This is a genomic window from Curvibacter sp. EU05-FHT14A10 (assembly GCF_058791075.1).
In genome coordinates this window covers 267505-279801 of sequence record NZ_JBYTDE010000007.1, presented here as the reverse complement: position 1 = coordinate 279801, position 12297 = coordinate 267505, and the positions used below count along the sequence as shown (strand labels likewise).

General features: G+C 67.7%; 12 protein-coding genes. 4 read left to right on the top strand and 8 right to left on the bottom strand.

The window, feature by feature from the left end; translation table 11 throughout:
- The first annotated feature begins 461 nt into the window (after window positions 1-461).
- The gene (locus tag AC3WUT_RS15910; protein ID WP_027477038.1) at window positions 462-686 is read left to right on the top strand and encodes a hypothetical protein; all 225 of its coding nucleotides are present in this window, start codon (window positions 462-464) and stop codon (window positions 684-686) included.
- Between the two features lie 84 nt (window positions 687-770).
- On the opposite strand, the gene AC3WUT_RS15905 is transcribed toward AC3WUT_RS15910, so the two are convergent.
- The 7 genes from AC3WUT_RS15905 to AC3WUT_RS15875 form a co-directional block, all read right to left on the bottom strand.
- On the bottom strand, window positions 771-1862 hold the full coding sequence (locus AC3WUT_RS15905; RefSeq protein ID WP_492348048.1) for an XdhC family protein: 1092 nt from the start codon (window positions 1860-1862) through the stop codon (window positions 771-773).
- A gap of 53 nt (window positions 1863-1915) precedes the next feature.
- Entirely contained in the window at window positions 1916-2515 is a 600-nt protein-coding gene (locus tag AC3WUT_RS15900; protein WP_492348047.1) for an SRPBCC family protein, read from the bottom strand.
- A gap of 51 nt (window positions 2516-2566) precedes the next feature.
- Window positions 2567-3757: a vWA domain-containing protein gene (locus AC3WUT_RS15895; RefSeq protein ID WP_492348046.1), complete on the bottom strand. Its 1191-nt coding sequence runs from the start codon at window positions 3755-3757 to the stop codon at window positions 2567-2569.
- Between the two features lie 11 nt (window positions 3758-3768).
- Window positions 3769-4671: an AAA family ATPase gene (locus AC3WUT_RS15890; protein ID WP_492348045.1), complete on the bottom strand. Its 903-nt coding sequence runs from the start codon at window positions 4669-4671 to the stop codon at window positions 3769-3771.
- Between the two features lie 26 nt (window positions 4672-4697).
- Window positions 4698-5492 carry an FAD binding domain-containing protein gene (locus AC3WUT_RS15885; RefSeq protein WP_492348044.1) on the bottom strand — a complete coding sequence of 265 codons (795 nt, stop codon included), beginning with the start codon at window positions 5490-5492 and terminating at the stop codon, window positions 4698-4700.
- Between the two features lie 45 nt (window positions 5493-5537).
- Window positions 5538-7913, bottom strand: coding sequence for a xanthine dehydrogenase family protein molybdopterin-binding subunit (locus tag AC3WUT_RS15880; RefSeq protein WP_492348043.1), 2376 nt, complete (start codon window positions 7911-7913; stop codon window positions 5538-5540).
- 90 nt (window positions 7914-8003) lie between these two features.
- A complete protein-coding gene (locus AC3WUT_RS15875) occupies window positions 8004-8477 on the bottom strand; it encodes a (2Fe-2S)-binding protein (protein ID WP_492348042.1) in 474 nt (157 codons plus the stop codon).
- Between the two features lie 235 nt (window positions 8478-8712).
- Here AC3WUT_RS15875 and AC3WUT_RS15870 point away from each other — a divergent pair, with 235 nt between their 5' ends.
- Complete coding sequence (locus AC3WUT_RS15870) at window positions 8713-9894, top strand: helix-turn-helix domain-containing protein (protein WP_492348041.1); 1182 nt, start codon at window positions 8713-8715, stop codon at window positions 9892-9894.
- A 16-nt stretch (window positions 9895-9910) separates the two neighbouring features.
- Here the strand turns inward: AC3WUT_RS15870 and AC3WUT_RS15865 are convergent, their stop codons facing one another.
- The gene (locus tag AC3WUT_RS15865; protein ID WP_492348040.1) at window positions 9911-10723 is read right to left on the bottom strand and encodes a TOBE domain-containing protein; all 813 of its coding nucleotides are present in this window, start codon (window positions 10721-10723) and stop codon (window positions 9911-9913) included.
- Window positions 10724-10870: 147 nt separating this feature from the next.
- Here AC3WUT_RS15865 and modB point away from each other — a divergent pair, with 147 nt between their 5' ends.
- Window positions 10871-11536 carry a molybdate ABC transporter permease subunit gene (modB, locus tag AC3WUT_RS15860; protein WP_492348039.1) on the top strand — a complete coding sequence of 222 codons (666 nt, stop codon included), beginning with the start codon at window positions 10871-10873 and terminating at the stop codon, window positions 11534-11536.
- 17 nt (window positions 11537-11553) lie between these two features.
- The gene (locus tag AC3WUT_RS15855) at window positions 11554-12288 is read left to right on the top strand and encodes an ATP-binding cassette domain-containing protein (protein ID WP_492348038.1); all 735 of its coding nucleotides are present in this window, start codon (window positions 11554-11556) and stop codon (window positions 12286-12288) included.
- Window positions 12289-12297 lie beyond the last annotated feature (9 nt).

Below are 12297 nucleotides of genomic sequence, written 5' to 3'. Positions count from 1 at the left end.
CCTCCATGGGAAATGGAACGGACAGGCTAGGGATTCAACGGCCGTGAGGCCACAGGGGATGACATCGGATCGGGGAGAGGCCACAGGCCTCGACAGGTGCCGGCGTGTCAGACCGGCCCCAAGCCCGCCAGGGGTGCGTCTGGCAGGCAGATCGCAAATGGGTCATCGTCGACATCGGGTCAGGAAAGCAACTACGCATGGCGTCACTCCTTTGCCACCAGCAGCAGGATGGTTCTGCTCAGTTGGACTCCGGCCTGCTGGATTGGTTTCAGTTTGTATTGCAGGGCAAGCAGGTGTCAATGACTTTGCTACCAGTGGTCCTGGCTTGCTCAAGTCGAAGGGACCGCTTGTGTGAAGTAAGTCAACCTCGCAGCAAGCGCTCGCCGCACGATTTGAAGGGCGAGGACAACGGCGTCACACAAGCGGTGCATACTGCTATCTTTCGGAGCAGGATGGCATCGATGACGCAAGCGACGAAGATTTGCCAGCATCAGAACTACGAGTTGAAATGCAGCGCCAAAGTGCTGGACAACGGCGAGTACGTTCCCTTGCTGGTCATCACCAAACAGGTCTGGCCGACGCGCCCGCGCGAGATCGCGGTGCGTCGCGGTGACTACACCACACCCGAGGCTGCGGTTGAGGCCGCCTATGCCCAGGGCCTGGAGTGGATTGCCAACTACGGCTGAACGCAGCCGGTCAACCGCCCCCAGCGGGCATGATGCGCCGACACCCAAGCGGCGTGGTGGGCTGTCGACGTTGAACGGCCCCGCTCAGGCCGCCCGGCGCGGCAGGCCGCACACCTCGGCCCCCGGGTCGTTGTGGGGTTTTTCCCGCTCGTTCTTGGCTTCGGCCACCGCCATGTCGCGCGGCAAGGCGACCCCATTTTTCACGGCCAGGATCTCGGCCATCACGCTGACCGCGATCTCGGGCGGGGTCTTGCTGCCGATGTAGATCCCGATCGGCCCGCGCAGACGCGCCAGGCCGGCCTCAGTCTGGTCAAAATGCTCAATCATGCGGGCGCGCCGGGCCTCATTGTTGCGGCGTGAGCCGATGCCCCCCACGTAAAAGGCCTCGCTGTCCAGGGCCTCCAGCAAGGCCAGGTCATCGAGCTTGGGGTCATGCGTGAGGGCCACCACGCAGCTGCGCCGGTCGGGCTGGAAGGCACGCACCACGTCATCAGGCATGTCGCTCACCACCCGCGCGCCCGGTACCCGCCAGGTGCTTCGGTACTCTTCACGCGGATCGCACACCGTGACGGCAAAGCCGCTGAACAAGGCCATGGTGGCCAGGTATTCGGTCAGTTGACCGGCACCGATCAGCAGCATGCGGTACTCGGGGCCGAAGGTGTTGCTCAGCAGCCCCTCGGCCACGGTCAATTCGGCCGGGGCGTCGGCCGCCAGCAGGCTCACCATGCCGTCGACCAGACGCACCCGGCGCTGCATCAACTGGCCCCGCTCCAGGGCCTCGATCAGCTGGCCCAGGCTGGCTGCATCGGGGTCGAATTCGAGCATCAGCTCCAGCGTGCCACCGCAAGGCAGGCCAAAGCGATGGGCCTCATCGGCGCTGATGCCGTACTTCACAAAGGCCGGCGGGCCACTGGGAATCGTGTGTTCATGGCGGTTCACCGCCTCAGGCAACGGGCTCTGGGCGTAAGCCCGGGTGTGGCGGTCGATGAGGTCGTCCTCGATGCAACCGCCCGACACCGACCCGACCACCTGCCCCTGCTCGCTCAAGGCCATGATGGAGCCCACGGGCCGTGGCGAAGACCCCCACGTCCGCACCACGGTGACCAGCATGGCCCGCAAGCCCTGCAGCCGCCATTCGCGCAGCTTGCGCAGCACCATCACATCCAGGTTTTCCATCTCGATCTCACTTTCCGGGGGGGCTCATGTGCCCGCCCGCCTTCCAGACGAACTCAACGCAGCCAGAGCACCAGGGCAGCCAGCACCACCGCTCCCACCCACCAGGCCCAGACCGGCACGCCCGGGCTGCCAGCCACGGGTGCAGCGGGTGCCGCCTCGCTCGGTGCGGGCTGGGCAGACACCTCGGCCGCGGCCAAGGCAGGCGCCGGGTGACGGCGTTGCATTTCGTCATCAAAACGCTTGAAGAAATCTTCAGCCATGCCCTTGGCCGCCCCATCGATGAGGCGCTGGCCCAACTGGGCAATCTTGCCTCCCACCTGGGCGTTGACGGTGTAGCTCAGCTCGCAGCCCCCTTCGTTGGGCTGCAAACTGACCTGGGCCTTGCCCTTGCCAAAGCCCGCCACACCGCCCTGCCCGTCGAACCCGATGGTGTAGCTTTGCGGCGGGACAATGTCGCTGAGCGTGATCTTGCCGCTGAACTTGGCCGACACCGGGCCGATCTTGACGGCCATGCCGACGGCGTACTGATTCTCGCCAGTGGGCTCGACCTTGTCGCAACCGGGAATGCACAGCTTGAGCACCTCCGGGTCGTTGAGCGCATCCCAGGCCTGCTGCTGGGTGATGGCCAGTGGCCGGCTTCCTTGCATGTCCATGATCGGTTCCTCGGTTTTCTTGGAGTCGGAAAAGGGGCTGCCTGCCGCGGCTCAACGCCGCAGCACCGCCGCGATGCTGCCGGCCAGATCCTCCAGCCGGCTCAGATTGTGGACCGCCAGCATGCCGTGTGCCTGGGCATGCAGCTCGATGGCCCCACGCGCCAGCGGGGCGTAGCCCTCGAAGCGCAGCAGGGGGTTGAGCCACAGCAGGCGGCCCGTGTGGCGACGCAGCCAGGCCAGCTCGCGCCCCAGTGCGGCCGGCTCGCCCGTGTCGAGCCCATCGCTGATCAGCAACACCAGGGTGCGCCGCCCCAGCAGACGCCGCGCATGACGCTGCCGCAACTGGGCCAGAGAATCACCCAGCCGGGTGCCGCCGGCAAAGTCGCTGATGCGGGCACTGGCCTGGGCCAGCATGGCGTCGGTGTCGGCCAGACGGAAAGCCGGCGTGAGATCGGTCAGGCCGGTGCCAAACGCGAACACGTCACGCCGTGGCAGGCCGGCGGTAGCGGCATGCAAAAAGGCCAGCAGCAGCCGTGCGTACCGCTCCATCGAACCCGACACATCCACCAGCACCAGCAAAGGCAGCGGCTGCACACGCCGACGCAGGCGCGGCAGGTGCAACAACTCACCACCGGTGCGGGCGGCCTGTTGCATCACACCGGGCCAATGGATGCGCGCGCCGCCCGCGCCAGCCCGGGTGCGGCGCGACTCGAACACCGGCATGGGCAGCGCGATGCGTCGCGCCAGGCGCTCCACCAACTGGTATTCAGACGCCGACAGGCCGTTGAAGTCGGCTCGGCGCAAACGCTCGGCCTCACTGGCCGTCATGGCGGCATCAAGTTCAATCTTGTCGTCAGGGGCTTTGGGAGGGCCGGCCTGACCGGCCGCCTTCGGGGGTGACAAGGCTTCGTTCACGCGCGGACGCCGGCGCGAGGGCTCGGCACGCCCCTGGGCCGTGGGCAACATCTGGGCCAGCAATTGACGGGCCATGTCAGGGTCGCGGAAATAAGCGTCGAATAGCTCGCGGAACACGGCACGGTCAGCCTCGCGGCTCACCAGCACCGTCTCCAGCGCCGCACACAGGTCGTCGCGACGGCCCAGGTCAACCCATTGCGCGGCCTGCAAGGCCAGTGCCATGCGCGAGGCATCCAGCGGCACACCGGCCCGGCGCAAGGTACGCCCGAAGCCCGTGATGTTGTCGGCCAGCTTGCCGCTGCGCGCATCGCCCAAGCGGGGATTCATGGCCAGCCTCCTCAGACCTCGTCGGGTTTGAGCAATTGGGTGGCCAGTTCATGGGTCAGGGCGGCCACGTCTTCGCGCTGCTTGAACAGGATGCCGGCGGTGTCCGAGGCCAGTTCGGGGTCGATCGCCAGCGTGTCCAGGGCCACCAGGGCCTTGGCCCATTCAACGCTCTCCGCAATGCCTGGCGCACGCTGAAAGGCATTGGCAAAAGGGGTGCTGCGCAACCTGGCCACAAAGCTGGCCACCTGCTCAGCCAAGGCCGCGCTGGCCAGGGGCACCTGGGCCCGCACGATGGCCAGTTCGCGCTCGCGATCAGGGTAGTCCAGCCAGTGGTACAGGCAGCGGCGCTTGACCGCATCGTTGAGGTCGCGCGTGCGGTTGCTGGTGAGCAGGGTGACAGGCTTGCACGCCGCGCTGATGGTCCCCAGTTCGGGGATGCTGACCTGGTACTCGCCCAGGTACTCGAGCAAAAAAGCCTCGAAGGGTTCGTCGGCCCGATCCACTTCGTCAATCAGCAACACGGCCCCGGGGGCCGGGGCTTGCAGCGCCTGCAACAGCGGGCGCCGGATCAGGTAGCGGCCCTGGTAGACCTCTCGCTCAGCATCGTCCCCCTCCCCCAGGCCCTGGGAGCGCCCCTCGGCCACCCGCAGGTGCAGCAACTGGGCCGCATAGTTCCATTCATAAAGGGCTTCGCGCTGCTCCAGGCCGTCGTAGCACTGCAGGCGGATCAACTGTCGCTGCAGCACCTGGGACAAGGCCTTGGCCAGTTCGGTCTTGCCCACCCCGGGCTCGCCCTCCAGCAGCAGCGGGCGCTGCAGCTTCAGGGCCAGAAAGACGGCCGTGGCCAGGCGCCGGTCGGCCAGGTATCCGACCCCCGCCAGGGCCTGTTGAAGCGCGTCGATGGATGCGAGCACCAGAGGGGGTCTCCTTGCGTCGGGATTCAGCCAGCCAGGGCCCGGGCCACGGCACGCTGAGTCTGCACACTGATCAGGTTGGCGCGGTAGACCGCACTGGCGTGGATGTCGCTGTTGAGATCGGCCGCATCGATGCTCACCCGTGCAGCGGCTTCGGGTGTGAAGCTTTGGCTGAGCGCCGCCTCCAGACCGGCATGACGGAACACCGCGCTGGCGGCCCCGGTCACCGCCACCCGCACGCCGGCAGGGGTCTGTGCCACGAACACCCCAACCAGCGAGAAGCGCGACGCAGCCTGCTTGAACTTCATGTAGGCCGCGCGCTGCGGAATGGGAAAACGCACCGCCGTGATGATCTCGCCGTCCTCCAGGGCCGTGGTGTACATGCCCAGAAAGAAGTCATCGGCAGCGATCTCGCGACGGTCGGTGATCACCGTGGCGCCCAGGGCCAACAAGGCGCTGGGGTAGCAGGCCGCCGGGTCGTTGTTGGCCACCGAGCCCCCCAGGGTGCCCCGGGCCCGCACCTGGCGGTCCCCGATGTGGGCTGCCAGATCGGCCAGTGCCGGAATGGCCGCCTGCAACTCGGCGTTCGCGGCCACATCAGCATGGCGCGCCATGGCGCCGATCACAATGGACTGGCCTTCGCGCCGAATGCCGGCCAGCGAAGGAATGCGGTTGAGGTCGACCACCTGTTCAGGGGCGGACAGGCGCAGCTTCATCGAGGGCAGCAGGCTCTGGCCACCCGCCAGCAGCTTGCCGCCGGCCTGGGCCAGACCTGCGGCTTCCGCCACGGTGGCGGGGGCTTCAAAAGTGAAGGCGTACATGGTGCGATTCTCCTTGTTCGGGGATTCGGGGTGCCGGAATGGGGCTCAAGCCCGGGCAGCCTGGATGGCCGACCAGACCCGGGCGGGCGAGGCGGGCATGTCCAGATCCTGGACCCCCAGGGGCTTGAGCGCGTCGAGCACGGCGTTCATCACGGCGGGTGGCGAGCCAATGGCCCCGGCCTCACCGCAGCCCTTGGTGCCCAGCGGGTTGTGCGTGCAAGGCGTGCAGACGTGGCCCAGCTTGAACTCCGGGAAATCATCGGCGCGCGGCATGGCGTAGTCCATGAAACTGCCCGTGAGCAGTTGGCCCGTCTCGCGGTCGTAGACACAGTTCTCGATCAGCGCCTGGCCGATGCCCTGCACCAGCCCCCCATGGACCTGCCCCTCGACGATCATCGGGTTGATGATGGTGCCAAAGTCATCCACCGCGGCAAAACGGTCCACCCGCACGGTGCCGGTGGCCGGGTCGACCTCGACTTCGCAGATGTAGGTGCCGGCCGGGAAGGTGAAGTTGGTCGGGTCGTAGAAGGCGGTTTCGTTGAGCCCGGGTTCCAGCTTGTCGAGCGGGTAGTTGTGCGGCACATAGGCGGTCAACGCCACCTGTCCAAAGGTCACCTTTTTGTCGGTGCCACGCACCGTGAATTCGCCGTTCGCAAAGTCGATGTCGACATCGCTGGCTTCCAGCAGGTGGGCTGCGATCTTCTTGGCCTTGGTCTCGATCTTGTCCAGCGCCTTCATGATGGCCGCGCCACCGACCGAAATCGATCGCGAGCCATAGGTGCCCATGCCGAAGGGCACGCGACCGGTGTCGCCGTGCACCACGTCGACCTGATCCGGAGTGAGCCCGAGGCGGGCGGCCACCACCTGGGCAAAGGTGGTCTCGTGGCCCTGACCATGGCTGTGCGATCCGGTGAACACCGTGACGCTGCCGGTCGGGTGCACCCGCACTTCGCCGCATTCAAACAGGCCAGCCCGGGCCCCCAGCGCACCGGCGATGTTCGACGGCGCAATGCCGCAGGCTTCGATGTAGCTGCTGTAGCCGATGCCGCGCAGCAGCCCCTTGGCGGCGCTGGCCGACTTGCGGGCCTCGAAGCCGGCGGCATCGGCCAGTTGCTCAGCCTGATCCAGGCAGGCCGGGTAGTCGCCGATGTCGTACTGCAGCGCCACCGGGGTCTGGTAGGGGAAGCTGGTGATGAAGTTGCGACGCCGGATCTCGGCCTGGCTCAGGCCCATCTCCCAGGCGCAGCGCGTGACCAGACGCTCCAGGAGGTAGGTGGCCTCGGGGCGCCCGGCACCCCGGTAGGCATCGACCGGCGCGGTGTTGGTGAACCAGGCGTCCACCTCGACATGGACCTGCGGCGTGGTGTACTGCCCCGCCAGCAAGGTGGCGTAGAGGATGGTGGGCACGGCGCTGGCAAAAGTGCTCAGGTAGGCGCCCAGGTTGGCATCGGTGTGGACACGCATGGCCAGAAAGCGGCCCTGGGCATCCATGGCCATCTCGGCGTGGCTCACATGGTCGCGACCGTGGGCATCCGACAAAAAGGCCTCGCTGCGGTCAGCCACCCATTTGATGTTGCGATTGAGCTTCTTGGAGGCCCAGGTCAGGCACACGTCTTCGGCATACAGGTAGATCTTGGAGCCGAAGCCGCCCCCCACGTCCGGGGCAATCACCCGCACTTTGTGCTCGGGCAACCCCATGACAAACGCGGTCATCAGCAGGCGCTCGACGTGTGGGTTCTGGTTGGACACGTACAGGGTGTACTCATCATTGGCTCGACTGTACGAACCGATGGCAGCGCGCGGCTCCAGGGCGTTGGGTACCAGGCGGTTGTTCACCAGGTCCAGCCGGGTCACGTGGGCCGCGCCGGTGAAGGCGGCGTCCACCGCGGCCTTGTCACCAATGGCCCACTTGAAGCAGTGGTTGTCCGGCGCGTTGTCGTGCAGCGCCGGGCCCTTGGCGGCGTCAGCCACCTGCACCACCGCGTCCAGTACCTCGTAATCGACGTTCACCAGCTCGGCTGCATCGCGCGCCTGCTGCAAGGTCTCGGCCACCACCATGGCCACATGGTCACCCACGTAACGCACCTTGCCCTGCGCGAGGATGGGGTGCGGTGGCTCTTTCATGGGCTGACCGTCAGTGCTGGTGATCAGCCAACCACATGGCAGGCCGTTGATGCCGGCGGCTGCGACATCCGCCCCGGTGAACACCCCCAGCACACCCGGCGCGGCCTGGGCGGCCGCGATGTCGATGGCATTGATGCGGGCATGCGCATGAGGCGATCGCACGAACACCGCGTTGGCCTGGGCCGCCAGCACCACATCGTCGGTGTACTGGCCGGCCCCGGTCAGAAAACGGTAGTCTTCCTTGCGGCGCACGGCGGCACCGATGTGCGGAAGGTTGGCAAAATCTGAGGCACCCATGTCTTTGTCTCCTGATGTTCGGGAATCGAAGCGCCCATCGCCATCTGGCGCGGGCCGAGGGTTGATGCGCTGAACGAGCTCGCCAGGGGCTCAGCCGCCTGCGGCCATGGCGTCCCGGCCTTGCACCACGGCCTTGACGATGTTCTGGTAGCCGGTGCAGCGGCAGAGATTGCCTTCCAGCAGCTCACGGATCTCGCCCTCGCCGGCTTTCGGGTGGTGCCGGCACAGATCGACCGCGCTCATCACCATGCCCGGAGTGCAGAAGCCGCACTGCAGGCCATGGCACTCCTTGAAGGCGGCCTGCATCGGGTGCAGCGTGCCATCGGGCTGGGCCAGACCCTCGATGGTCGTGACCTCGGCTCCCTGGGCCTGGGCGGCCAGCACGGTGCACGATTTGACGGCCCGGCCGTCCAGCAACACGGTGCAGGCACCGCACTGGCTGGTATCGCACCCGACATGGGTGCCCGTGAGGGTGAGTTGCTCGCGCAGCAACTGCACCAACAGGGTATTGGGCGCCACATCCGCCCGGGCCACACGGCCATTCACCTTGAGTTCAACCTGCATGGACCATCTCCTTGAAAAGTAGAGGCTTGGAACAGCTGGCATCTTTTCGCGGCCCCGGTCCTCGTTGGCTAGGCAAAACCCTAGGATCCAGACGGCATGACTCGGATATTCTCAATTTGCGACAAACATGACCGTTTGACGTCTTCAGGACACCGTTCGCGCCCAGTGCCCGGGCAGTCCCGGTGCCCCTCAACGAGCCTGCCCACCCCAGTCATCCAGCCACCGCCCCAGGCCCATGCCAGCGACTGACACACCCTCCTTGCGAGCATCCCCGCCCGCTCATGACCGACAGGCCTTGATCCGGCAGGCCCGGCAGGCCTGGCTGAATGGCGGCCTGGGCGGGTCACCGAGCCTCGGCCACACCCCGATCGAGCCCTGGATCACTCGCTCCTGGCAACGTTGCCTGGCCGACGGCCTGCGGCCCCACCAAAGCGTCGAGTTCGGCCCGGTCAGCGCCAGCACGCAACGCCAACTGACCGAGGGTAACCGCGACCTGATCAACGCGGCACGCCCGGTGTTGGCCCAGCTCTCGCGCGCCATTGCAGGCACCCGCTATTTCAGCCTGCTGACCAATGCCCAGGGGGTGGTGGTGGACGTGCACGGCCCCATCGACCCCCAACAAGAGGCCGCCACCACGATTGCCCGCGTGGGGGTGGACCTTTCCGAGCGCCATGTGGGCACCACGGCCATCGGCGCGGCACTCACGGAGCTGCAACCGGTGTGGCTGCACCAGGGGGAGCATTTCTTTGAGCAGCACGCGATTTACAGCTGCGCTGGCGCCCCCTTGATCGGCCCCGAAGGCCATTGCGTGGGCATGCTGGACCTGACCGGGGTAGAGGTGCCGGAACGCCCCGAGCTGCGCCACCTGGTGACGCGGGCGGCACGGCACATCGAAAACGCACTGGTGCTGCAGAGCCCCTGGCACATCATGCTGCGCCTGAACTGGCCCGGGGCCCCCATGCCCGAAGGCCCGGCAGCCGATGCCGAAGGCCTGTTGTGCCTGGACACCGAGGGTGCGGTGCTGGCCTGCAACCCTGCGGGCCGCCAGATGCTGCCCCGCCCGCTGCTGCGGCCTGGCGCCCGCCTTCAGGCCGACGATCTGTTCGCCGTGCCATGGGGCATGCTGGTCGACCACGCCCGGCGCCAGGCACCGCCGCTGGATGTGCCGCTGTGGTCTGGCCTGCGGCTGCAGGCGCTGGCCCGCTTGCGCGGCGCGACGCCCCAGGCAACGGCGGCTGCACGGCAGGAGGGCGGCACTGCGGCCGCCAGGCCCTTGCGCGACCTGGAAACCGCGCTGATCCGGCAGGCGGTGGAAGAAGCCCGCGGCAATGTGGCCGAAGCAGCCCAGCGCCTGGGCATCAGCCGGGCCACCGTCTACCGCAAACTGGGACAGAAAGCACGCCCGACCGGCGATTGACGGGTTCGCCGCCCCCTCAATCGACAGAACCCAGCACCACGGCAGCGGGTTCAACCACGGCCCGGGCCAGGGCACCGCGCCTGAGCGTCCCGCCCTGGGTCGTCAAACCCACCCATTGCAGCCCGCCCTCCGAGGTCAGCACCACCTCCTGCAGCTCGCCTGCGCGCGTGGTGCGGGCCACCCGGCCCGTCACGCTCGACACGGCATCGAGGCGGTCCTCGCCCTCGCTTTCATCCGGCCCCAGGGGCAGGATGCGCACCGCCGTGGCCTTGCACAAGGCCAGCACCGGCAGCCCCTGGCGCAGGCCCAGCAACTCGGCGCTCTCGCGGGTCAGCGAGGCCTGCAGCCGATCCGGCCCGGCCAGGCTGAGCTGTGCCAGCACCACGGCGCCCTGGCGCCGCAGTGCCGTCACGGTGGCCGGCCATTGGTTGCGCATGCTGGTGCGCAAGCCCAGCGCGGGGGACTGGGTGCCCGTACTGCCCATGCCCGCTGCCGCGCCAGCGCCGGCCAGCTCAGCCAGCACCTGCTGACGTGCCACCGCCAGGGCGTCTGCCACGCGCAGCAACCAGGCGCCCTGCGGGGTGATCACGGCCCCACCGCCGCCCGCCCCCCCCACCGCCCGCTGCACCAGCTCGGCACCGGCCAGGTTGCTCAAGGTGTCGATCGCCTGCCAGGCGGCCTTGTAGCTCACACCCGCATCGCGCGCGGCCTGCGAGATGCTGCCGCCTGCCGCGATGCCGCGCAGGATCTCCAGGCGTTTGTCACTGGGGCTGTGGCCCAGCGCCTCCGACCAGTGCAGGACGGGAGCGGGGGCGAAAATCTGAGGCATCGGTGTTTCCGGGCTGAGGGCGCTGACCATGCCCTGAACTTTAACCATTCCGGCGGGCTGGCACGGCTGGCGCTAAACTCAAGCCAATTGCGCTATTCAAGTGCGGAATAGCGAACCACCCCCTCAACCGTATCCTGCGCCCGCTTCATGCCTGAATCGACCCTGATCCCGCTGTGGCTGACCCTGAAGGTGGCCTGCCTGGCCACCGTGGCCAGCGGCGTGCTGGGCGTGGGCCTGGCCTGGTGGATGGCGCGGCGCCGCTTTGTCGGCCACGCCCTGCTGGATGCCTTGCTGATGCTGCCCATGGTGCTTCCCCCCACCGTGCTGGGCTACTACCTGATCGTGCTGATCGGGCGCAACGGGCTGCTGGGGCGCTACCTGGACCAATGGCTGGGCATCAACCTGATGTTCACCTGGCAGGGGGCCGTGCTCGCCGCTGCGGTGGTGTCGCTGCCCCTGATTTACAAGGGCGCCCGCGCCGCCTTCGAAGAAACCGACCCCCGCCTGGCCCAGGCAGCGCGCACCCTGGGGGCGGGCGAGCTGGAGGTGTTCTGGCGCATCAGCCTGCCCATGGCGCTGCGCGGCATCACCGCCGGCCTGATGCTCACCTTTGCCCGGGCCATGGGCGAGTTTGGCGCCACGCTGATGATCGCGGGCAACCTGCCGGGCAAGACCCAAACCCTGTCGATCGCGGTCTACGACGCCGTGCAGGCCGGCAATGATGCCCAGGCCCTGTGGCTGACCGGCCTCATCTCCGCCGTCTGCGTGTTGGTGCTGGTGGGCTCCGGCCGGCTGCTTCAGGCGCGACACTGACCCCACCCCTGCCCACCATGCCGCACGCTCAACCCCGCCCCCCGACGCCGCCCGTGCTGGACATCCAGCTGCAACTTGAGGCCCATGCCCCGGGGCGGCATTTCGCGCTCCAGGTGGCCTTTGAATCGACCAGCCTGCGCACGGCCTTGCTGGGCCCGTCGGGGGTGGGCAAGTCCATGACGCTGCAGGCCGTGGCGGGCCTGATTGACGCACCGGGCCATGTGCGCGTCCAAGACCTGACGTTGCAGGACAGCCAGCAGGGGCTGCACCTGAGTGCTCGGGAACGTGGCGTGGGCTATGTGTTCCAGGATTACGCGCTGTTTCCACACATGACCGTGCGCCAGAACGTGGCCTTCGGCGTGCGCCGACCCGGTCAGCCCCGCAGCCCGCAGGCCGACGATCGGGTGAATGAGATGCTGGCCCGCTTTCAATTGGAGGAACTGGCCCCCGCCTGGCCGCGGCACCTGTCCGGTGGCCAACGCCAGCGCGTGGCACTGGCCCGTGCACTGGCGGCCCAGCCGCGCCTGCTGCTGTTGGACGAGCCGCTGTCGGCCCTGGACACCGAGTTGCGCCTGCGCCTGCGCGACGAATTGCAGAGCTTGCTGGAACAGATCCGCATCCCGGTGTTGCTGGTCACCCACGACCCGCAGGACGTGGCCCAGTTGGCCCAGACCGTCATCCGGCTGCGTCCAGGCGAAGCCGCCCAGCCCGAGACCGTGGCCGAACGCCCGCCGGCGGTGCGCCTGGCCTGAAGCCAAGCC